Source organism: Pseudomonas sp. NPDC090752 (assembly GCF_055584805.1).
The window spans coordinates 1-21386 of record NZ_JBVJLI010000022.1 but is presented as its reverse complement, the minus strand read 5'-3'; the positions used below and the strand labels follow the sequence as shown (position 1 = coordinate 21386).

18 protein-coding genes and 1 other RNA gene are annotated in these 21386 nt (G+C 61.9%); 11 read left to right on the top strand and 8 right to left on the bottom strand.

The window, feature by feature from the left end; genetic code table 11:
- Nucleotides 1–48: 48 nt before the first annotated feature.
- The 5 genes from carA to grpE all read right to left on the bottom strand — a co-directional run bounded on the left by carA (nucleotide 49) and on the right by grpE (nucleotide 6255).
- Nucleotides 49–1185 (bottom strand): glutamine-hydrolyzing carbamoyl-phosphate synthase small subunit, encoded by a 1137-nt coding sequence (carA, locus tag ACZ6YA_RS23070; RefSeq protein ID WP_465899751.1) that lies wholly within the window; start codon nucleotides 1183–1185, stop codon nucleotides 49–51.
- A 329-nt stretch (nucleotides 1186–1514) separates the two neighbouring features.
- On the bottom strand, nucleotides 1515–2318 hold the full coding sequence (gene dapB / locus ACZ6YA_RS23065) for a 4-hydroxy-tetrahydrodipicolinate reductase (RefSeq protein ID WP_465899749.1): 804 nt from the start codon (nucleotides 2316–2318) through the stop codon (nucleotides 1515–1517).
- A gap of 13 nt (nucleotides 2319–2331) precedes the next feature.
- A complete protein-coding gene (gene dnaJ / locus ACZ6YA_RS23060) occupies nucleotides 2332–3456 on the bottom strand; it encodes a molecular chaperone DnaJ (protein ID WP_465899747.1) in 1125 nt (374 codons plus the stop codon).
- A 199-nt stretch (nucleotides 3457–3655) separates the two neighbouring features.
- Complete coding sequence (dnaK, locus tag ACZ6YA_RS23055; protein WP_465899745.1) at nucleotides 3656–5581, bottom strand: molecular chaperone DnaK; 1926 nt, start codon at nucleotides 5579–5581, stop codon at nucleotides 3656–3658.
- Between the two features lie 101 nt (nucleotides 5582–5682).
- Nucleotides 5683–6255, bottom strand: coding sequence for a nucleotide exchange factor GrpE (gene grpE, locus ACZ6YA_RS23050; protein ID WP_465899830.1), 573 nt, complete (start codon nucleotides 6253–6255; stop codon nucleotides 5683–5685).
- A gap of 171 nt (nucleotides 6256–6426) precedes the next feature.
- On the opposite strand from grpE, the gene recN reads away from it, so the two are divergent.
- Nucleotides 6427–8100, top strand: a complete 1674-nt coding sequence (recN, locus tag ACZ6YA_RS23045) for a DNA repair protein RecN (protein ID WP_465899743.1) — start codon at nucleotides 6427–6429, stop codon at nucleotides 8098–8100.
- Nucleotides 8101–8273: 173 nt separating this feature from the next.
- Here the strand turns inward: recN and fur are convergent, their stop codons facing one another.
- Nucleotides 8274–8678 carry a ferric iron uptake transcriptional regulator gene (gene fur / locus ACZ6YA_RS23040; protein WP_465899741.1) on the bottom strand — a complete coding sequence of 135 codons (405 nt, stop codon included), beginning with the start codon at nucleotides 8676–8678 and terminating at the stop codon, nucleotides 8274–8276.
- Nucleotides 8679–8775: 97 nt separating this feature from the next.
- On the opposite strand from fur, the gene ACZ6YA_RS23035 reads away from it, so the two are divergent.
- Nucleotides 8776–9312: an outer membrane protein assembly factor BamE gene (locus tag ACZ6YA_RS23035; RefSeq protein WP_465899739.1), complete on the top strand. Its 537-nt coding sequence runs from the start codon at nucleotides 8776–8778 to the stop codon at nucleotides 9310–9312.
- A 61-nt stretch (nucleotides 9313–9373) separates the two neighbouring features.
- Here the strand turns inward: ACZ6YA_RS23035 and ACZ6YA_RS23030 are convergent, their stop codons facing one another.
- The gene (locus ACZ6YA_RS23030; RefSeq protein ID WP_403135437.1) at nucleotides 9374–9808 is read right to left on the bottom strand and encodes a type II toxin-antitoxin system RatA family toxin; all 435 of its coding nucleotides are present in this window, start codon (nucleotides 9806–9808) and stop codon (nucleotides 9374–9376) included.
- A 163-nt stretch (nucleotides 9809–9971) separates the two neighbouring features.
- On the opposite strand from ACZ6YA_RS23030, the gene smpB reads away from it, so the two are divergent.
- Entirely contained in the window at nucleotides 9972–10454 is a 483-nt protein-coding gene (gene smpB, locus ACZ6YA_RS23025) for an SsrA-binding protein SmpB (RefSeq protein WP_465899736.1), read from the top strand.
- A 132-nt stretch (nucleotides 10455–10586) separates the two neighbouring features.
- Here the strand turns inward: smpB and ACZ6YA_RS23020 are convergent, their stop codons facing one another.
- A complete protein-coding gene (locus tag ACZ6YA_RS23020) occupies nucleotides 10587–11354 on the bottom strand; it encodes an FCD domain-containing protein (protein WP_400798528.1) in 768 nt (255 codons plus the stop codon).
- 254 nt (nucleotides 11355–11608) lie between these two features.
- On the opposite strand from ACZ6YA_RS23020, the gene ACZ6YA_RS23015 reads away from it, so the two are divergent.
- The 8 genes from ACZ6YA_RS23015 (at nucleotide 11609) to ACZ6YA_RS22980 (ending at nucleotide 20758) form a co-directional block, all read left to right on the top strand.
- Nucleotides 11609–13279, top strand: coding sequence for a lactate permease LctP family transporter (locus ACZ6YA_RS23015; protein ID WP_465899734.1), 1671 nt, complete (start codon nucleotides 11609–11611; stop codon nucleotides 13277–13279).
- 63 nt (nucleotides 13280–13342) lie between these two features.
- Nucleotides 13343–14488, top strand: coding sequence for an FMN-dependent L-lactate dehydrogenase LldD (gene lldD / locus ACZ6YA_RS23010; protein WP_403135445.1), 1146 nt, complete (start codon nucleotides 13343–13345; stop codon nucleotides 14486–14488).
- Nucleotides 14489–14561: 73 nt separating this feature from the next.
- Nucleotides 14562–17372: an FAD-binding and (Fe-S)-binding domain-containing protein gene (locus ACZ6YA_RS23005; protein ID WP_465899732.1), complete on the top strand. Its 2811-nt coding sequence runs from the start codon at nucleotides 14562–14564 to the stop codon at nucleotides 17370–17372.
- 439 nt (nucleotides 17373–17811) lie between these two features.
- Nucleotides 17812–18081 carry a hypothetical protein gene (locus ACZ6YA_RS23000; RefSeq protein ID WP_465899730.1) on the top strand — a complete coding sequence of 90 codons (270 nt, stop codon included), beginning with the start codon at nucleotides 17812–17814 and terminating at the stop codon, nucleotides 18079–18081.
- Between the two features lie 4 nt (nucleotides 18082–18085).
- Entirely contained in the window at nucleotides 18086–18334 is a 249-nt protein-coding gene (locus tag ACZ6YA_RS22995) for a DUF3077 domain-containing protein (protein WP_465899729.1), read from the top strand.
- A 196-nt stretch (nucleotides 18335–18530) separates the two neighbouring features.
- The gene (locus tag ACZ6YA_RS22990; RefSeq protein ID WP_465899727.1) at nucleotides 18531–18824 is read left to right on the top strand and encodes a hypothetical protein; all 294 of its coding nucleotides are present in this window, start codon (nucleotides 18531–18533) and stop codon (nucleotides 18822–18824) included.
- A gap of 98 nt (nucleotides 18825–18922) precedes the next feature.
- Nucleotides 18923–19314, top strand: a transfer-messenger RNA (tmRNA) gene (gene ssrA / locus ACZ6YA_RS22985).
- A gap of 187 nt (nucleotides 19315–19501) precedes the next feature.
- On the top strand, nucleotides 19502–20758 hold the full coding sequence (locus ACZ6YA_RS22980; protein WP_465899726.1) for an integrase domain-containing protein: 1257 nt from the start codon (nucleotides 19502–19504) through the stop codon (nucleotides 20756–20758).
- Nucleotides 20759–21386: the final 628 nt, after the last annotated feature.

Sequence of the window (21386 nt, the reverse complement as noted above, 5' to 3'; positions counted from 1 at the left end):
CGCGTCCGGGCGCGGCAGATGCCGGCCCGGGGCCTTGATGCAGGACGCTCAGCGGCGCTTGGCCATGGCATCGGTGAAACGATCGAACAGTGGCGCGACGTCGGTCGGGCCAGGGCTCGCTTCAGGGTGACCCTGGAAGCTGAACGCGCTCTTGTCGGTACGCTCGATACCCTGCAGGGTGCCGTCGAACAGCGACTTGTGGATGGCGCGGACATTGCCCGGGAGCGTGGCTTCGTCGACGGCGAAACCGTGGTTCTGGCTGGTGATCATGACCACACCGGTGTCCAGGTCCTGGACCGGGTGGTTGGCACCGTGGTGACCATGGCCCATCTTCACGGTCTTGGCGCCGGAGGCCAGGGCCAGCAGCTGGTGGCCAAGGCAGATGCCGAATACCGGGATCTCGGTTTCGAGGATCTCTTTGATCGCCTGGATGGCATAGTCGCATGGCTCCGGATCACCAGGGCCGTTGGACAGGAACACGCCATCGGGGTTGAGCGCGAGCACTTCGCTGGCCGGGGTCTGGGCGGGCACCACGGTCACGCGGCAGCCACGGGCGACCAGCATGCGCAGGATGTTCAGCTTGACGCCGTAGTCGAAGGCGACCACGTGGTACGGCAGCTCGGAAGCGTCGATGGTTGGGTGGCTGTCGGTTTTCAGCTCCCACACGCTGGAGCGCCACTCGTAACGCTCTTTGGTGGAAACGACCTTGGCCAGGTCCATGCCCTTCAGGCCTGGGAAGGCACGGGCAGCGGCGATGGCGGCTTCTTCGCTGATGTTGTCACCGGCGAGGATGCAGCCGTTCTGAGCGCCCTTTTCACGCAGGATACGGGTCAGGCGGCGCGTGTCGATGCCAGCGATGGCGACGACATTGTTGGCCTTCAGGTAGTCAGGCAGCGACTGGGTGTTACGCCAGTTGCTGGCCAGCAGCGGCAGGTCACGGATGACCAGGCCAGCGGACCAGACACGGTTCGATTCGGCGTCTTCCGGGGTGGTCCCGGTGTTGCCGATGTGCGGATAGGTCAGGGTGACGATTTGCTGCGAGTAGGAAGGGTCTGTAAGGATTTCCTGGTAGCCGGTCATAGCGGTGTTGAATACCACTTCACCAACGGTCTGACCGTCGGCACCAATGGCTTCACCGCGAAAAATACTGCCGTCGGCAAGGGCGAGTATGGCTGGCTTTGTCAAGAAGACCTCCCGTAAATCAAGCATGAAAGGGCGATCGCAGGTTGCAAAAAAGCGGAGTGACGTATGGACACGTCACCCCGCTTTCATGTGCTGAATTCAAATTCGCTGCGCGCTTTTAGTGGACACACTAAAGCTGTAGCTTACAGAAAAGTGCTTTTTGGGTCTACCGTAAATGTGTCTCTAAAACACATGATCGCGACAGACTGCCATCGGCGGCGCTTTCTTCGCGGGCAAGCCCGCTCCCACAGGTTCAACGCAGACCTCGAGGGCAGCATCATACTTGTGAGAGCGGGCTTGCCCGCGAAAATAGCGACGCCGACCTCGATGGATCAACGCAGCTCCAGCACATCCTGCATGTCGTACAGCCCTGCCTCACGCCCATCCAGCCACAGCGCGGCACGCACCGCACCCTTGGCGAAGGTCATGCGGCTGGAAGCCTTGTGGGTGATTTCCAGGCGCTCACCTTCAGCGGCGAACAGCACAGTGTGGTCACCGACCACATCACCGGCACGCACGGTAGCAAAGCCAATGGTCTTGCGATCACGCGCACCCGTCTGCCCTTCACGGCCATACACCGCCACTTCCTGCAGATCACGCCCCAGCGCATTGGCAACCACTTCACCCATGCGCAGCGCGGTACCCGACGGCGCATCGACCTTGTGCCGGTGGTGCGCCTCGATGATCTCGATGTCGACGTCTTCCCCCAGCACCCGCGCCGCCATGTCCAGCAGCTTGAGGCTGAGGTTGACGCCCACGCTGAAGTTGGCAGCGAACACGATTGGAATGTCCTTGCCCGCCTCGGCCAGCAACTGCTTCTCTTCAACACTGAAACCGGTGGTGCCGATGATCATCGCCTTGCCATGCTTGCGGCAGAAGGCCAGGTTCTTCAGGGTCACCGAAGGGTGAGTGAAATCGATCAGCACGTCGAATTCGTCGACCACCTTGGCCAGGTCATCGGACAGCAGCACGCCGATCCGGCCCAAGGCCGCCAGCTCACCGGCATCAGCACCCACCAGCGAGCTGTCCGGGCGATCGATCGCCGCGGTCAGCCCGGCACCCGGGGTTTGCTGCACGGCTTCGATGAGGGTCTTGCCCATCCGCCCTGCCGCGCCCATCACTGCAATACGTCGCATAGCTTTATCCTTGTCAGAGGTCGCCGAAGAAGCGCTTCACGCCATCGAACCAGCCGCTGGCCTTGGGCGAATGCGAGCTGTCGCCTTCGAGCGAGTCACGCAGCTCTTCGAGCAATTCGCGCTGACGACGACTGAGGTTGACCGGAGTTTCCACGGCCACGCGGCACAGCAGATCGCCCGCACCACCGCCACGCACCGGCGCCACACCCTTGCCGCGCAGGCGGAACTGCTTGCCGGTCTGAGTGCCTTCCGGGATTTTCAGCTTTACGCGACCATCGAGGGTCGGCACTTCCAGCTCGCCGCCGAGGGCAGCATCGGTATAGCTGATCGGTACTTCGCAGTACAGGTGCTTGCCATCACGCTGGAAAATCTCGTGCTCACGCACGTTGATGACCACATACAGGTCGCCAGTCGGGCCACCATGGGTACCGGCCTCGCCTTCACCGGACAAGCGAATGCGGTCGCCGGTGTCGACACCAGCCGGCACCTTGACCGACAAGGTCTTGTATTCCTCGATACGGCCTTCGCCATGGCACGAGTTGCATGGGTCGGTGATGATCTTGCCCTGGCCGTGGCAGCGCGGGCAGGTCTGCTGCACCGAGAAGAAGCCCTGCTGCATGCGCACCTGGCCGATACCACCGCACGTTGGGCAGGTGGACGGGGTCGAGCCCTTCTTCGCACCGCTGCCGTCGCAGGGCTGGCAGTTGACCAGCGTCGGCACACGGATGCTGACCGTGGTCCCGCGCACGGCTTCTTCCAGGTTCAGCTCCAGGGTGTAGCGCAGGTCGCTGCCGCGCGCGGCACCGCCACGACCACCACCACGACCACCGCCGAAGAAGTCGCTGAATACGTCACCGAAGATGTCGGAGAAGTTGGCACCGCCGAAGCCTGCACCACCGCCACCCATGCTTGGGTCGACGCCGGCGTGACCGTACTGGTCGAACGCCGCGCGCTTGCTGGCATCGGACAGCACTTCGTAGGCCTCGTTGGCCTCCTTGAACTTGTCTTCCGACTCTTTATCGCCCGGGTTGCGGTCCGGGTGAAACTTCATCGCCAGCCGGCGATAAGCCTTTTTCAGGTCTGCTTCACTGGCGCCGCGCTCGACACCCAGGACCTCATAATAATCACGCTTGGACATAGGTCATTTGCACCTTGTTGGGCGTTCGGCATCCGCGCCGCGCCATCAGCACCTGCCCGCCAACCACGCAGGGCACCAGGCAAATGCTGTAAAAAATTCTCGAATTCCAGATACGCCAACGCGGGAGCAAGCCCCCGCGCGGCGACATCCTACCAGCTCACCGACAACCGCCGGTGAGCTGGCCGACAACATGCAACGATTACTTCTTGTCGTCGCCTTTCACTTCTTCGAACTCGGCGTCAACCACGTCATCGTGCTTGGCTTCCGGCTCGGCCTGCTGAGCGCCGCCCTGAGGCTGTTCGGCCGACTGCTCGGCGTACATCTTCTGGGCTACCGGTGCAGAGACCTTGGACAGCTCTTCGACCTTGGCGTCGATGGCGGCCTTGTCGTCGCCCTTAACAGCGGCTTCCAAGGCAACCACGGCCGCTTCGATGGCAGTTTTCTCTTCGGCAGTGGCCTTGTCACCGGCATCAACGACCATCTTGCGGGTCGAGTGAACCAGCGCGTCACCCTGGTTACGGGCAGCGGCCAGCTCTTCGAACTTGCGGTCTTCCTCGGCATTGGCCTCGGCGTCACGCACCATGCGCTCGATTTCTTCGTCGGACAGGCCGGAGTTGGCCTTGATCACGATCGACTGAGCCTTACCGGTGGCCTTGTCTTTGGCGCCGACATGCAGGATGCCGTTGGCGTCGATGTCGAAGGTCACTTCGATCTGCGGAACACCACGCGGTGCAGGCGGGATGTCAGCCAGGTCGAACTTGCCCAGCGATTTGTTCTGTGCAGCCTGCTTACGCTCACCCTGCAGCACGTGAATGGTCACCGCGCCCTGGTTGTCGTCGGCAGTCGAGAACACCTGCGACTTCTTGGTCGGAATGGTGGTGTTCTTCTCGATCAGCGCGGTCATCACGCCACCCATGGTTTCGATACCCAGGGTCAGCGGGCTGACGTCCAGCAGCAGTACGTCCTTCACGTCACCAGCCAGTACGGCGCCCTGAATGGCAGCACCCATGGCCACGGCTTCGTCCGGGTTGACGTCCTTGCGCGCTTCCTTACCGAAGAAGTCGGCTACAGCCTTCTGCACCATCGGCATACGGGTCTGGCCACCGACCAGGATCACGTCGTCGATCTTGCTGGCGTCGATGCCGGCGTCTTTCAGGGCGATGCGGCAAGGCTCGATGGTGCGCTGGACCAGATCTTCGACCAGCGACTCCAGCTTGGCGCGAGAGATCTTCACGTTCAGGTGCTTCGGACCGGTAGCGTCTGCAGTGATGTACGGCAGGTTGACGTCGGTCGACTGAGTCGAGGACAGCTCGATCTTGGCTTTTTCAGCAGCTTCTTTCAGACGCTGCAGGGCCAGTGGATCGTTCTTCAGGTCCATGCCGGACTCTTTCTTGAACTCGTCGACGAGGTAGTCGATCAGGCGCATGTCGAAGTCTTCGCCACCCAGGAAGGTGTCGCCGTTGGTAGCCAATACTTCGAACTGATGCTCACCGTCGACTTCGGCGATTTCGATGACCGAAACGTCGAAGGTACCACCACCCAGGTCATAAACGATGACAGTGTGGTCGCCCTTGGCCTTGTCCATGCCGTAAGCCAGTGCAGCGGCGGTCGGCTCGTTGATGATGCGCTTTACGTCCAGACCAGCGATGCGGCCGGCGTCTTTGGTGGCCTGGCGCTGGCTGTCGTTGAAGTAGGCCGGAACGGTAATGACCGCTTCGGTGACTGGCTCGCCGAGGTAGTCTTCGGCAGTCTTCTTCATTTTCTTCAGCACTTCGGCGCTGATCTGTGGTGGCGCCATGTCCTTGCCGGCGGCTTGTACCCAAGCGTCGCCGTTACCGCCTTTGACGATCTTGTATGGCACCAGCTTGATGTCTTTCTGCACGACATCTTCTTCAAAGCGGCGGCCGATCAGGCGCTTCACTGCGAAGAGCGTGTTGTGCGGGTTGGTGACAGCCTGGCGCTTGGCCGACTGACCCACCAGGATTTCGCCGTCATTGGCGTAGGCCACGATCGAAGGGGTAGTACGCGCGCCTTCGGCGTTTTCGATGACCTTGACGCTACCGTTTTCCAGAATGGAGACGCACGAGTTGGTGGTCCCCAGGTCGATACCGATGATTTTGCCCATGTTCACTCTCCCGAAACTTGAATTAGGTGGCAGCGGCTACAGTGGCCAACTGCGGTAATACTTGAATGCTTGACACCTAGATGGGGTTGCCCCGACGGATTTCAAGCCTTCTCATCGATAGAAGGTTGCGCCGCTGCCGGCGCCTTGCTGACCACCACCATGGCGGGGCGCAGCAAGCGGCCATTGAGCAGGTAGCCCTTCTGGAACACGTTCAGCACGCTGTTCGGCTCTACGTCAGCGCTCTCCTGCATAGCCATCGCCTGGTGGTGCTCGGCGTTGAACGGCTGGCCGTGCGGGTCGATGGCTTCGAGGTTGTAGCGCTTGAGGGTGTCCTGGAACATCTTCAGGGTCAGCTCGACGCCTTCGCGAGTCTTCTTGGCCTGTTCATCTTCAGGATTGAGGTGAGTCAGGGCCATCTCCAGGCTGTCGATCACCGGCAGCAGGTCGCCCGAGAACTTCTCGAGGGCAAACTTGCGGGCCTTGTCGACTTCCTGTTCGGCGCGGCGAATGCTGTTCTGCGCTTCTGCAGCGACACGCAGGGATTGGTCCTTGGCGGCGGCCAACTGCTCCTCGAGCTCCTGAACGCGGGCGCCGTTATCCACTGCACCAGTCTCTTCGGGGTTAAGGTCTTGGTCTTTCAGCTGTTCGTCAGCCATGGGTCTCTCCTCCGCAATTTCAGTAGTACGAGCAAAGCTCGCCGTGTCTGCCGGCTATATGGGGCCGGAAAAATCAGCTTCAAGGGGCAAGTGGCTTTTAAGGGCGCACGCAAAATCCGCCAGAGGGCATTGGCAGCCTGGAAAAAACTACTGTATAAATAACCAGACTTGATCCTCGGGAGCCGCCCCATGCTGGTGCACCTGTCCATTCATAACTACGCCATCGTCGAGCACCTCGACCTCGAACTTGCCCGCGGCATGTCCGTCATCACCGGCGAGACCGGCGCCGGCAAGTCGATCATGCTCGACGCCCTGGGCCTCGCCCTGGGCGATCGCGCCGACAGCGGCGTGGTGCGCCCCGGCGCAGACAAGGCGGACATCCTGGCCACCTTCGACCTGGTGGACATCCCCGAAGCCCATACCTGGCTGGCCGAGCGCGACCTGGCCAACGAAGGCCTGTGCATCCTGCGCCGGGTGATCACCACCGAGGGCCGCAGCCGCGGCTATATCAACGGCACGCCTTGCCCACTGGGCGACCTGAAGGCACTGGGCGAGCTGCTGATCGACATCCACAGCCAGCACGAACACCAGTCGCTGCTCAAAACCGATACCCACCGCCGCCTGCTCGACGAGTACGCCGGCGCCATCGACCTGGCCCGCCAGGTGCAATTGGCCGCCAAGCGCTGGAACCAGACCCGCCTGGAGCTGGAGCGCCTGTCCAACTCCGGCGACGAGCAACGCGCGCGCCACCAACTGCTCAGCTATCAGCTCGAAGAGCTGGACAACCTCGGCCTGGGTGAAAATGAACTGGAGCACCTGGAGCAGGAACACAAGAACCTGACCAACGCCGAGGCCCTGTTCGGCATCTGCCGCCAGGTCATCGACCAGTGCAGCGAGAGCGACTCGGGCAATGTGCTCGCCGCCCTCACCACCAGCCTCAACCGACTTGGCGCTGCCACCAACACGCCAAAAGCCTTGGGCGAAGCCTCCAACCTGATCGCCAGTGCGCAGATCCAGATCGAGGAGGCGATTGGCGAACTCAACCGCTTCCTCGACAACTTCGACGCCGACCCCATGCGCCTGCAAGCCCTTGAAGAGCGCCTCGACACGATCTACACCCTGGCGCGCAAACACCGCGTGCACCCGACCGAACTCCCCCACCTGCAGCAACAGCTGATGGATGAACTGGAAGGCCTGAATGCCAGCGACGAGTCAGTCGAGCGCCTCGGCGAGGAGCTGTCCGCCTTTGCCCAGCATTATCAAGAGCGAGCCATCGAGCTGAGCGCCCTGCGCCAGCAGGCCGCGCAGCAGCTGGCCATTGCGGTGGAACAGGAAATCCAGCGCCTGGGCATGCCCGGCGGGCGCTTCTGCATCGAACTTACGCCAAACGAAGGGGCTGACCCGTCGCCACATGGCCTGGAGCAGATCGAACTGCTGGTCAGCGCCAACCCCGGACAGCCGCTCAAAGGCTTGGCCAAGGTGGCCTCGGGCGGTGAATTGTCACGCATCAGCCTGGCGATCCAGGTCATCACCGCGCAGACCTCGCGTATTCCAACGCTGGTATTCGACGAGGTCGATGTGGGTATTGGCGGCCCCACGGCCGAGATCGTCGGCCAACTGCTGCGCCGGCTGGGTGAGCGCGGCCAAGTACTGACCGTCACGCACTTGCCACAGGTCGCGGCGCAGGGCCATCACCATCTGTTCGTGCACAAGGTACGCAATAGCGACACTACTCACACCGCTGTCGCCAGCCTTGGCAAGCGCGAGCGGGTCGAGGAAGTGGCGCGGATGCTGGGCGGCATCGACCTGACCAAGGAGTCGCTGGCGCATGCGCGCAAGATGGTGGTCAGCGGCAAGGCTTGAAGGCTAGTTGCCTCCTTCGCGGGGCAAGCCCGCTCCCACAGGTTCGTCACCACCTCAAACCTTGCGGGGTACCGGTGGGAGCGGGCTTGACCCGCGAAGAGGCCATTGCAGCCAACAAAAAGCACAAAGGCGACCCTAGGGGTCGCCTTTGTCATTAGTACCGACCTAAATCGTTACTTTTTCTTACGCACGTAGAGGACCAGGTTATGGTCCACCAGCTCGTAGCCATGTTCGGCCACGATTTCCTTCTGGCGCCGCTCGATTTCAGCGTCCATGAACTCGATGACTTCGCCGTTATCCACGTTGACCATATGGTCGTGGTGACCGCCGTCCGCCAGCTCGAATACCGCGTGACCGCCATCGAAGTTGTGGCGTACCACCAGGCCAGCAGCCTCGAACTGGGTCAGTACGCGATAAACGGTTGCCAGACCGACGTCCTCGCCAGCCTCCATCAGCGCCTTGTAGACATCCTCGGCGCTCATGTGACGTTGCTCGGTCGAGTCGAGCATCTGAAGGATCTTGACTCGAGGCAGTGTCACCTTGAGACCGGCTTTGCGCAATTCGCTATTTTCAACCATGGTCAGCTTTCTCGCCGATGCTGCTTCGCAGCTTCTCTTAATACGGGTATGATCGGGGTTTACGTTGTCCAGCCAAGATAGTGGAAGTCGCCCACCGATGCAAAACAACACCAAGCACTTGCTAACCAGCCTCACCTTCGTGGGACTGCTCGCACTCGCCGGTTGCTCGTTTCCCGGGGTTTACAAAATCGACATCCAGCAGGGCAATGTCGTCACGCAGGACATGATAGACCAATTACGCCCGGGAATGACCCGTCGGCAAGTAAGGTTTATCATGGGCAACCCCTTGCTCCAGGATACGTTCAACACCAATCGTTGGGACTACCTGTACAGCTTGCAGCCTGGTGGCGGCCAACGCCAGCAGGAGCGCATGAGCATCTTCTTCAATGACAGCGACCAGCTGGTCAGCCTGTCGGGCGACTTCATGCCAGGTGTGAGCCGCGACCAGGAAATCCTCGGTGGCAGCAGCGACACCACGGTCAGCCCAGGCACTCAGCCTGAGCAGCCGGCATCGCAACCGGCAGAAACACCGGCCAAGCCTGGTTCGGTGGAAGAGTCCATCCAGCGCGAAATCGACACCATCGAGACTACGCCGGTACCGACCCCAGCACCACTGGAAACTTCGCCGCAGTAATTGCAGGCGACATGAAAAAGCCCGGATCAAGGTCCGGGCTTTTTTGTGGGCGGTAGAGACGTCAGCTGTAGAGCTCTTTTGCCCGCTGGCAGAACGCATCCACCAAGGTATTGGCAGCCTGATTGAACAGCGGGCCCAAGGTGGCGCGCACAATCGACCCCGCATAGTCGAACGACAGGTCCAGGCTGATCTTGCAGGCCTTCTCACCCAGCGGCTTGAACACCCACACGCCATGTAGCTGGGTGAACGGCCCTTCTTCCAGGTTCATCTCGATCGACTGCCCCGGCACCAGCACATTACGCGTAACAAAGTGCTGGCTCATACCGCCCTTGGCCACATCCAGCTTGGCGCGCATGTGCGTGTCACTGGCTTCGATCACAGTCGAATCCGAGCACCAGGGCAGGAATTTCGGGTAGCTGGCTACATCGTTGACCAGATCGTAGAGCGCCTGGGCAGGGTACGGCAGCAGGGCGGAGCGTTGAATATGGGTAGTCATCCAGGCATCACTTCCAAGGCTGGGTGGCGGCGCTTCGCAGCGTGCCGAAAACAGGTTCTGTGCGTATGACAGGGCCTGTATTGTCCGGTATTCATTGCGGTGGCTCAAGCGCGCCTAAATCCCGTAGCCGACTGCGCAATGAGTTGCCTATAATGCCGCCCCTATGGCTAAACAAAAGAAACATCCGACCGGGACCATCGCGCAAAACAAGAAAGCGCGACACGATTACTTCATCGAACACAAGTTCGAGGCCGGGCTGGTCCTGTCCGGTTGGGAAGTAAAGAGCCTGCGGGCCGGCAAGGCGCACCTGACCGACAGCTACGTGCTGCTCAAGGATGGCGAAGCCTGGCTGTTCGGCAGCCACATCACCCCGCTGAACACCGCCAGCACCCACGTCATCGCCGACCCTATCCGCACCCGCAAGCTGCTGCTGAACAAGCGCGAGCTCGAGCGCGTGGAAGCCGCGGTGGCGCAGAAGGGCTACACCTGTGTGGCCCTGGCGCTGTACTGGAGCAAGCACCTGATCAAGTGCGAGATCGCGCTGGGCAAGGGCAAGAAGGAATACGACAAGCGCGACACCGTGCGCGAGCGTGATTCCAACCGCGAGCTGCAGCGTGCGGTGCGCAACAAGGGCAAGGAAGACTAAACCCTTCCGTTGCTCATGCGGGCCTCTTCGCGGGCAAGCCCGCTCCCACAGGTTCTCCACTGCTTTGGATTCAGTGGGATACCTGTGGGAGCGGGCTTGCCCGCGAAGAGGCCGGTACTACCACAGCAGCTCTCAGCGCCCGCTGCGCCGCTCTGCCCGCGCCACCCGCTGCGCCTCGTGCTGCGCCTCCTCCAGCACCTCCTGCACATACAGAATGTGCCGGCTGGACACCTCTCGCGCCTCCTCCGCCCTGCCCTCGACAATTGCCTGATACAACTCGCGATGCTGACTGATCAGCATGTCGCGTGTTTCCGTGCGCTGCTGGTACATGCCGCCAATGTTGGTCACCACGTTGCGCTTGAGCAGGTCAAACAGCCCTCGGATGGTGTGCAGCAAAACCGCATTGTGGCTGGCCTCGGCAATCGCAAGATGAAACTGCGCATCCGCCGTCCCCTCCTCCGCACGCGTGACCTCGTCAGCCCGTGCATAGCAGTCCTGCAGCCTGTCGAACGCGGCCTTGAGGCGAAGCCGATCAGGCTCGGTAGCCCGCTGGGCCGCGTAATACGCGCATGAGGCTTCCAGCGTGTGACGAAACTCCAGCAGATCTCGCTGCGCCTCGGCACTGTGCTCAAGCAACTGCAGCAGCGGATCGCTGAAGGTCGAGCCCAGCGACTCGGCCACATAATTGCCGCCCCCCTGGCGACTGACCAGCAGCCCCTTGGCCACCAGCTTCTGGATCGCTTCGCGCAGTGACGGGCGCGACACACCGAACTGCTCGGCCAGGGCGCGCTCGGCCGGCAGCCGCTGGCCAGAGGTCAGCGTGCCTTCCAGGATCATCCCTTCCAACCGATCGACGATGTCGTCGGACAGGCGCCGTTGGCGAACCTGATCAAAAACCATCACTCACTCTCCACAAACCCCCGGCAGATTTCAGGGGTGCCTATTCTCGCTGATCCACGCCACGCCAGCACCCATCAGCCGACGATTTTCCCAAGCCATCAGCCGCCCGCTCATCGGCACACGACCAAAGTTTTGCACAGGACAAATTGACACACCCACAACTGCGCTTTTAACCTAGCGACCAGTCATTGTAAATTGGTATTACCAATTATCCAATGCCAGTGCTGACCAACAACAATTAGGGGTTACCCCATATGCAAACCTGGCAACAACTCTATTCCCCGCTTGGTAGTCTTGGCCTGTCCGCACTGGCGGCGGTCATCCCCATCGTGTTCTTCTTCCTGGCCCTGGCGGTATTCCGCATGAAAGGCCACGTTGCCGGCAGCATCACCTTGGCACTGTCGATCCTGGTGGCGATCTTCGCCTTCCAGATGCCTGTCGACATGGCCCTGGCCGCTGCAGGGTATGGCTTCCTCTACGGCCTCTGGCCGATTGCCTGGATCATCGTTGCCGCGGTGTTCCTCTACAAACTCACGGTCAAGAGCGGCCAGTTCGAAGTCATCCGCAGCTCAGTGCTGTCGATTACCGACGACCAGCGCCTGCAAGTGCTGCTGATCGGCTTCTGCTTCGGCGCCTTCCTCGAAGGTGCCGCCGGCTTCGGCGCCCCGGTGGCCATCACCGCCGCACTGCTGGTGGGCCTGGGCTTCAACCCGCTGTACGCCGCCGGCCTGTGCCTGATCGCCAACACCGCACCGGTAGCCTTCGGCGCCCTGGGCATCCCGATCATCGTCGCCGGGCAAGTCACCGGCATCGACGCCTTCCACATCGGTGCCATGACCGGCCGCCAGCTGCCGCTGCTGTCGCTGTTCGTGCCGTTCTGGCTGGTGTTCATGATGGACGGCCTGCGCGGCGTGAAAGAAACCTGGCCTGCCGCCCTGGTCGCCGGCCTGAGCTTCGCCGTCACCCAGTACTTCACCTCCAACTTCATCGGCCCAGAGCTGCCGGACATCACCTCGGCCCTGGCCAGCCTGATCTGCCTGACCCTGTTCCTGAAAGTGTGGCAGCCCAAGCGCGCGTTCGCCGAAGCCAAGGGCAGTGTCGGCGCCGCCGTGGTGCAGCCAAGCGGCAGCCAGCCGACCCCGTACAGCTTCGGCGAGATCTTCAAGGCCTGGTCGCCGTTCCTGATCCTCACCGTGCTGGTGACGATCTGGACCTTGAAACCGTTCAAGGCGGCGTTCGCCCCGGGCGGTGCGATGTACAACTTCGTGTTCAACTTCGCCATCCCGCATCTCGATCAGCTGGTGGTCAAGACCGCGCCAATCGTCACTGCGCCGACCGCCATGCCCGCCGTGTTCAAGCTGGACCCGATTTCCGCTACCGGCACGGCAATCTTCCTCTCCGCGCTGATCTCCATGGCAGTGCTCAAGATCAACTTCAAAACTGGTCTGACCACTTTCAAGGAGACCTTTTGGGAGCTGCGCTGGCCAATCCTGTCGATTGGCATGGTCCTGGCCTTCGCCTTCGTCACCAACTATTCGGGCATGTCCTCGACCATGGCCCTGGTCCTTGCCGGCACTGGCGCCGCGTTCCCGTTCTTCTCGCCGTTCCTCGGCTGGCTGGGCGTGTTCCTGACCGGCTCCGACACCTCGTCCAACGCCCTGTTCAGCTCGCTGCAGGCCACCACCGCGCACCAGATCGGGGTCAACGACACCCTGCTGGTAGCGGCCAACACCAGCGGCGGCGTGACCGGCAAGATGATCTCGCCACAATCGATCGCCGTGGCCTGCGCCGCCACCGGCCTGGTTGGCAAGGAATCCGACCTGTTCCGCTTCACCGTCAAGCACAGCCTGTTCTTCGCCACCATCGTCGGCCTGATCACCCTGGTTCAGGCCTATTGGCTGACCGGCATGCTGGTTCATCACTAAAGTGAAAGGGGCTGGGCGCCCAAGCGCGCCCGGCATCTTCTTCAACCCACGCTGCGAGAATCCATGATCATTTCCGCCTCCACCGACTATCGCGCCGCGGCACAACGCAAGCTGCCACCCTTTCTGTTCCACTACGCCGACGGCGGCGCGTACGCCGAGCACACCTTGCGCCACAACGTCTCGGACCTGGCCAGCATTGCCCTGCGCCAGCGGGTGCTGAAGAACATGTCCGAGCTCAGCCTCGAAACCAAGCTGTTCGACGAGACCCTGAGCATGCCTGTGGCCCTGGCCCCGGTCGGGCTCACCGGCATGTACGCCCGCCGCGGCGAAGTGCAGGCAGCCCGCGCAGCCGCCGCGCATGGCATCCCGTTCACCATGTCAACCGTATCGGTGTGCCCGATCGAAGAAGTCGCCCCGGCCATCGACCGCCCGATGTGGTTCCAGCTGTACGTGCTCAAAGACCGCGGCTTCATGCGCAACGCCCTGGAGCGGGCCAAGGCCGCCGGCGTGAAAACCCTGGTATTCACCGTCGACATGCCAGTGCCCGGCGCCCGCTATCGCGATGCCCACTCCGGCATGAGCGGCGCCAACGGCCCGATGCGCCGTGTGCTGCAAGCCATGACCCGCCCCGAGTGGGCCTGGGACGTTGGCGTGATGGGCCGCCCGCACGACCTGGGCAATATCTCCAAATACCGCGGCAACCCCACCGGCCTTGCCGATTACATCGGCTGGCTGGGCAACAACTTCGACCCGTCGATTTCGTGGAAAGACCTGGAGTGGATCCGCGAATTCTGGGACGGCCCAATGATCATCAAGGGCATCCTCGACGCCGACGACGCCCGTGACGCGGTCAAATTCGGTGCCGACGGCATCGTCGTCTCCAACCACGGCGGCCGCCAGCTCGACGGCGTGCTGTCCAGTGCCCGCGCCCTGCCGGCAATTGCCGATGCGGTTAAAGGCGACCTGAAAATCCTCGCCGACTCCGGCATCCGCAGTGGCCTCGACGTGGTGCGCATGATCGCCCTCGGCGCCGACACCGTGCTGATCGGCCGCGCCTTCCTCTGGGCCTTGGCCGTGCATGGCCAGGCCGGGGTGAAAAACCTGCTCGAACTGTTCGAAAAAGAGATGCGCGTAGCGATGGTGCTGACCGGTGCCAAGACCATCAGCGAGATCAGCCGCGATTCGCTGGTCCGTGAACTGGGCGCCTGACGCCTGCAACAACACCGCCTGAATGACCGGGGCACACCGCGCACCAGACGCCGTGGCCCCGCGAGGAGATTGCATGAGCCTGCCCGCCGCGTTCCTGCGTGATGCCGAGCGCCTGATACCCGCCGAACGCCGCTTCGACGACCCGACTTCCACCCTTGCTTTCGGCACCGATGCCAGCTTCTACCGGCTGATTCCCAAGCTGGTGGTGCGCGTCGAGTCCGAAGACGAAGTGGTCGGGCTGCTGCACCTGGCCCAGCGCGAGCGCGTGCCGGTGACCTTCCGCGCCGCCGGCACCAGCCTGTCCGGCCAGGCCATCAGCGACTCGGTGCTGATCGTGCTCGGCGACAACTGGAACGGCCGTGAAATCCGTGGCCAAGGCGAGCAGATCCGCCTGCAACCCGGCGTCGTCGGCGCCCAGGCCAACGCCTGGCTGGCACCCTTCGGGCGCAAGATCGGCCCGGACCCGGCCTCGATCAACGCCTGCAAGATCGGCGGCATCGTCGCCAACAACGCCAGCGGCATGTGCTGCGGCACCGCGCAAAACACCTACCACACCCTGGCCGGCCTGCGCCTGGTGCTGGCCGACGGCACCCGCCTGGACAGCGAAGACCCAACCAGCGTCGCCGCGTTCGAAACGTCCCACGCCGAGCTGCTCGAATCCCTCGCCCGCCTGGGCCGCGAAACCCGCGCCAATACCGAGCTGGCCGACCGCATCCGGCACAAATACCGGCTGAAGAACACCACAGGCCTGTCACTCAACGCCCTGGTGGACTACGACCAACCGCTGGATATCCTCCAGCACCTGCTGGTCGGTTCCGAAGGCACGCTGGGTTTCATCAGCGCCGTCACCTACGACACCGTGCCCGACCACCCGCACAAGGCCAGCGCCCTGCTGGTATTCCCCAGCGTGGAAAGCTGCTGCCGCGCAGTCACTGTGCTCAAGCGCCAGCCGGTGTCTGCCGTCGAGCTGCTCGACCGCCGCAGCCTGCGCTCGGTGCAGAACATGCCAGGCATGCCGGTGTGGGTAAAAGGCCTGTCGGACAATGCCTGCGCCCTGCTGATCGAATCCCGCGCCGCCAGCCAGACGCTGCTGCACGAGCAGCTGCAACAAACCATGGCCGCCATTGCCGACTACCCGCTGGAACAAAAAGTCGACTTCAGCGAAGACCCGGCGGTGTACAACCAGCTGTGGAAAATCCGCAAGGACACCTTCCCCGCCGTCGGCGCCGTGCGCCAGACCGGCACCACGGTGATCATCGAAGACGTGACCTTCCCCGTCGAGCAACTGGCCGAAGGCGTCAACCGCCTGATCCAGCTGTTCGACAAGCACCACTACGACGAAGCGATCATTTTCGGCCACGCGCTGGAAGGCAACCTGCACTTCGTCTTCACCCAGGGCTTCAACAGCGCCGAAGAAGTCGCCCGCTACCAAGCCTTCATGGACGACGTCGCGCAGCTGGTAGCGGTCGAGTTTGGCGGCTCGCTCAAAGCCGAACACGGCACCGGGCGCAACATGGCACCATTCGTGGAGCTGGAATGGGGCCATGATGCCTACCAACTGATGTGGACGCTCAAGCGCCTGCTCGACCCCAACGGCATCCTCAACCCCGACGTGGTGCTCAGCGAAGACCCCGACATCCACCTGAAAAACCTCAAGCCGCTGCCCGCCGCCGACGAGATCGTCGACAAATGCATCGAGTGCGGCTTCTGCGAACCGGTGTGCCCGTCCAAAGGCCTGACCCTCAGCCCCCGCCAGCGCATCGTCATGTGGCGCGACATCCAGGCGAAAAAGCGCGCCGGCATCGACACCCGCGAACTGCTGCAGACCTACCAGTACCAAGGCCTCGACACCTGCGCCGCCACCGGCCTGTGCGCCCAGCGCTGCCCGGTTGGCATCAACTCCGGCGAGCTGGTGAAGAAGCTGCGCAGCCAGGCCGCCGACCACGGCAAAACCGCCGACTGGCTGGCCGAGCACTTCCACACTGCCCTGGCCGGCACCCGCCTGACCCTCACCGCCGCCAACACCGCCCGCAAGCTGCTCGGCGCCCCCCGCCTGGCCCGCCTGAGCGCCACGCTCAGCAAGACCAGCAAAGGCCGCCTGCCGCAATGGACCCCGGCCATGCCGCAGCCCCTGCGCAGCATCGCCTTCGGCCCGACCAGCAACGACGCCCGCCCCCGCGTGGTTTACCTGGCCGCCTGCGTCTCGCGGGTGATGGGCCCAGCCTTCGCCGACCGCGAACAAAGCTCACTGCTCGACAAGACCCGCGCCCTGCTGGAAAAAGCCGGCTACCAAGTCGTCTTCCCCGACAACCCCGACAGCCTCTGCTGCGGCCAGCCGTTCGCCTCCAAAGGCTACCCCGAACAGGCCGAACACAAACGCCAGGAGCTGATCAACGTCCTGTTGCACGCCAGCCGCGGCGGCCTCGACCCGATCTACTGCGACACCAGCCCCTGCACCCTGCGCCTGGTGCAAGACCTGGGCGACACCCGCCTCGACCTGTTCGACCCGGTGCGCTTCATCCGCACTCATTTGGTGGACAAACTGGAGTTCACCCCGCAGGAGGAACCGGTGGCCGTGCACGTGACCTGCAGCACCCAGCACCTGGGCGAAAGCCAGGCGCTGATCGACCTGGCGCGGCGCTGCAGCAAGCAGGTGGTGATACCGGAGGGGATTCATTGTTGCGGGTTTGCCGGTGACAAGGGCTTCACCACGCCGGAGCTGAATGCGCACTCGCTGCGTAGCCTGAAGGATGCGGTGCAGTATTGCAGCGAAGGGATTTCCACCAGCCGGACTTGTGAGATTGGGCTTTCCAGCCACAGCGGCATCGACTATCACGGCCTCGTCTACCTGGTGGACCGCGTAACCCGGCCGCGCATTATTTGACGCCGCGCACGGCCCAATAAAAGCAACTGCCTAGCGCAAAACCTTGAAGCCCGCGCGATCCCTGTGGGAGCGGGCTTGCCCGCGAACGAGGGCAAAGCCCTCGCCCACGCCCTCCAGCCGTACGACATTTCCGAACCTGCAACCAAATGCTTCTGAATTGGATGCTTTGGGAATTATCCTACGACCCACGCTGCCGTTTCGCTGTTGTTGCTCACACCCATCAGGGCTAATTTCCCAGAGTCGTTTTCGGACGACGGGGTGTGAGAACCTCGTAAACATGACAGCAGCCTCGTAATGGCGGCCCTGCGTGGGCAGACCTCGGTCTGGCCGGATTTCCCATGTTTACCGGTTTCTCACCCCACGCATGGCTGCCACCCAATCCCGTGAGAAAGGATCGAGTTGGTAGCTCCTGTCGAGCAATCAAACTGGGATTTGCACCATGAAAAAAATCGTCCCCGACCCACCACGCCTCAAACTCATCACCACCCCCTACTTTTCCATCCAGAGCGACATACCCACCCCCGACGCCCTAGCCCACGCCAGCGAGCTGTTACGCGGCGTCATCGAAACCATCGATGAACACTGCCGCACCTACGCCGGCGAACCAGGCGTCAACATGCTCAGCAACGCCGCCCACGCCTGCGAAACCTCCCGAGCGCTGATCGAGCACGCCTTGACCGACCTCTACAACGCGCAAAGGCAAAGGTGATCTCATGAATGACGAACTGAAAAAGATCACCACCGCCGGCAAGGAATCATTCGACCTCTTCCGCCTGCAACCCGGCGTCCCCTTCGATCACGCCTTCAGCCAGCTATCCGTCCTGCTCGGCTGCATCCGCCACCTCACCACCGAAGCCGAAATGGAAAACGACCGCCAGGCCGGCAGCGCCGCACGCATCCTCAGCGAGATGGCCAAAGCACTCATCGATGACATGGAACGCGGCCTGACCAAACCGCACTAAACCCCACTCCACTCCCACAGCCCAGCACAATCCCCTGTGGGAGCGGGCTTGCCCGCGAATCGAGGGCAAAGCCCTCGCCCGCAACATCCCGCCACACCCATCATGCCGCCTAGCCACTATCTCGATGGAACCCTCCGCAACCCCCAACAGTCCACCCTTACAGGCCCACCTTCCAGAGGCCTTCAAGGAGACACCCATGAAAGGTACCGCGCTTTCGGCCCTCTTCGCGGCCGCCACCCTCCTGGCTTCCCCGGTGTTTGCCGCCGACGACCTGTGCACCATCAACCTGCAGAAGATCGACGACAGCATGGCCACCGCCGGCGCCACCTCCGAAGGCTTGGACAAGGCCCTGACCGAACAGGTCGACAAAGCCAAGTCCGCCCAGGCCGCAGGTGACACCAAGGAATGCATCGCCATCACCAGCAAAGTACTGGAGCGCCTGGAGAAAACCGAGAAAGGCAGCGGCTCGGCCGGCGGCAGCGGTGCCTGACGTAGAGCGGGCGGCGGAACCCACAGTCGACGCCGCCCGCTTTAGCGCGTATACTCCACCTCACGTGCCGAAAGGTACGGTCAGCTAGAGCTGAGTGTGGGGCCGATTAGGATTCGACGCCGGTAGCGAAACTCTAGGTGCATGCCGAGTTGGTAACAGAACTCGTAAATCCACTGTTGCAACTTTCTATAGTTGCCAATGACGAAAACTACGAGGGTTACGCTCTCGCTGCGTAAGCAGCTGAGCCCGCTCTCCTGGTAGCTTCGGCTCCAGCAATCATCAGGGGATGCCTGTAAACCCGAAATGATTGTCATACAGAACAGGATCGTCGTGTAGCACGTTGGGGGCAAAGCGACTAAAACTTACCCAACTCATCCAAAGTACCCTGCCCGTCGGGCGACTGCGGATTAAATCAGTAGACACGGCTAAGCATGTAGTACCGACAGCGGAGTACTGGCGGACGGGGGTTCAAATCCCCCCGGCTCCACCAAATGATCATCTAAAGACGTCCACGGACGTCTTTTTTTGTGCCTGGAAGTCAGTTAAATCAATGGCTTACTGCTCTTTTGAGGGCCACAACGGTTTTTTGAGTTCCAGCCACCCCGGTATTCCCGGTGGTATTCCAGCATACCTGGGGCTAATCTTGGGAATACCAAAAGGTGTCATGGAGCTCTCCCATGTGCGCTCAAACAGCTCGCCTCTCCGACCGCCAGCTCAAGGCGGTCAAGCCCAAAGACAAGGACTACGTCCTCACGGATGGCGACGGGCTCCAGCTCCGAGTCCGGGTCAACCGCTCGATGCAGTGGAATTTCAACTACAGGCATCCGGTCACCAAAAATCGAATCAACATGGCGCTCGGCTCCTACCCTGAGGTCTCTCTGGCGCAAGCTCGGCGGAAAGCGGTTGAGGCTAGGGAAGTACTTGCGCAGGGGATCGACCCCAAAGCTCAGCGCAATGATCTCGCGCAGGCCAAGCTAGCCGAGACGGAACATACTTTCGAGAAAGTAGCTACCGCCTGGTTCGAGCTGAAAAAGGACTCGGTCACGCCGGCCTATGCCGAGGACATCTGGCGCTCACTCACACTGCACGTTTTCCCCAGCATGAAATCGACTCCGATCACGGAAGTCAGCGCACCGATGGTGATCAAGATCCTTCGCCCCATCGAAGCCAAAGGCAGCTTGGAAACCGTGAAGCGGCTTAGCCAGCGCCTCAACGAGATCATGACTTACAGTGTCAATTCGGGAATGATCTTCGCGAACCCGCTAAGCGGGATTCGGGCGGTGTTCAAGAAACCGAAGAAAGAAAACATGGCGGCGCTTCCACCCGAGGAGCTTCCTGAACTCATGCTGGAAATAGCGAACGCCCGTATCAAGCGCACGACACGTTGTCTGATCGAATGGCAGTTGCACACCATGACTCGCCCCGCCGAGGCGGCGACCACTCGCTGGGCAGACATCGACTTTGAAAGGCGTGTCTGGACCATCCCGCCAGAGCGGATGAAGAAGCGCCGCCCGCACAGCATCCCGTTGAGCGATCAAGCCATATCATTGCTGGAGATACTGAAGTCCCACAGTGGTCATCGGGAATACGTCTTCCCGGCAGACCGAAACCCTCGTACTCATGCCAATAGCCAGACCGCCAACATGGCGTTGAAACGCATGGGCTTCCAGGACCGCTTGGTCAGCCACGGCATGCGCTCGATGGCCAGCACCATCTTGAATGAACATGGGTGGGACCCGGAGCTCATCGAAGTGGCGTTGGCGCACGTCGACAAGGATGAGGTGCGCAGTGCCTACAACCGAGCCGACTACATCGAGCGACGGCGGCCGATGATGGCCTGGTGGAGCGAGTACATTCTGAAGGCGTCGACGGGCAATCTCTCGGCCAGCGCGATGAATTTGGCCAGGGATCGGAACGTAGTACCCATCCGATAGGGCGGCGACAACGGCGACACTGGCGACAGACCGCGTGCCATCTACATCCCTGCCGTCTGAGCGGATGGCGACAGTCGCCAACTCGCCTCGATTTTGGGCTTTTCCGGCCAAGCCCATGAGCATAGGGAGGCTTCGCATCCCCATGCTCACGGGCTAACACTAGAAAAGCGACAAACGGCCACTTTGCCACTGACACCCACCGACTTCCAAAGCACGCCAAAGAAGGAATCTGGCGCATTTCCATGTGCCCTTCACCAATTGACCCATGCCGCGGTGAGCGATAGAACGAAGATTCAAAGCGCTGCCTTAGGCAGCACCCCAGATGACCAGAGCCTTCAAGGTCATGCCGCTAACCCGGTGGTTCATCCCAAAGTGCGATTCGCGCCCGGAGGCTCGCACGGTCATTCGCCAGAATGATGGACGCCCTCTAAACAATCCGCCTAGTGCGGCTGCCCGCTAACCCTTTAGCCCTGCAGCAACGAACCTGCTCGGCCAACATTTTGCGCCAACCGTTCGCCCGTCTCTTTTTCCAGTGTATAAACGGGAGACATGGGTGACGGCTGTGCCAGGACATGGTGGACACTTATCGGTAGCAATGACTGCCGGAGCTACAGCCATGCCCTGGGAT

Coding starts and splice junctions, on each gene's coding strand:
- dapB (WP_465899749.1), bottom strand. CDS start 2,318: ATGCGACGTATTGCAGTGATGGGCGCGGCAGGGCGGATGGGCAAGACC.
- dnaJ (WP_465899747.1), bottom strand. CDS start 3,456: ATGTCCAAGCGTGATTATTATGAGGTCCTGGGTGTCGAGCGCGGCGCC.
- dnaK (WP_465899745.1), bottom strand. CDS start 5,581: ATGGGCAAAATCATCGGTATCGACCTGGGGACCACCAACTCGTGCGTC.
- recN (WP_465899743.1), top strand. CDS start 6,427: ATGCTGGTGCACCTGTCCATTCATAACTACGCCATCGTCGAGCACCTC.
- fur (WP_465899741.1), bottom strand. CDS start 8,678: ATGGTTGAAAATAGCGAATTGCGCAAAGCCGGTCTCAAGGTGACACTG.
- ACZ6YA_RS23035 (WP_465899739.1), top strand. CDS start 8,776: ATGCAAAACAACACCAAGCACTTGCTAACCAGCCTCACCTTCGTGGGA.
- ACZ6YA_RS23030 (WP_403135437.1), bottom strand. CDS start 9,808: ATGACTACCCATATTCAACGCTCCGCCCTGCTGCCGTACCCTGCCCAG.
- smpB (WP_465899736.1), top strand. CDS start 9,972: ATGGCTAAACAAAAGAAACATCCGACCGGGACCATCGCGCAAAACAAG.
- ACZ6YA_RS23020 (WP_400798528.1), bottom strand. CDS start 11,354: ATGGTTTTTGATCAGGTTCGCCAACGGCGCCTGTCCGACGACATCGTC.
- ACZ6YA_RS23015 (WP_465899734.1), top strand. CDS start 11,609: ATGCAAACCTGGCAACAACTCTATTCCCCGCTTGGTAGTCTTGGCCTG.
- lldD (WP_403135445.1), top strand. CDS start 13,343: ATGATCATTTCCGCCTCCACCGACTATCGCGCCGCGGCACAACGCAAG.
- ACZ6YA_RS23005 (WP_465899732.1), top strand. CDS start 14,562: ATGAGCCTGCCCGCCGCGTTCCTGCGTGATGCCGAGCGCCTGATACCC.
- ACZ6YA_RS23000 (WP_465899730.1), top strand. CDS start 17,812: ATGAAAAAAATCGTCCCCGACCCACCACGCCTCAAACTCATCACCACC.
- ACZ6YA_RS22995 (WP_465899729.1), top strand. CDS start 18,086: ATGAATGACGAACTGAAAAAGATCACCACCGCCGGCAAGGAATCATTC.
- ACZ6YA_RS22990 (WP_465899727.1), top strand. CDS start 18,531: ATGAAAGGTACCGCGCTTTCGGCCCTCTTCGCGGCCGCCACCCTCCTG.
- ACZ6YA_RS22980 (WP_465899726.1), top strand. CDS start 19,502: ATGTGCGCTCAAACAGCTCGCCTCTCCGACCGCCAGCTCAAGGCGGTC.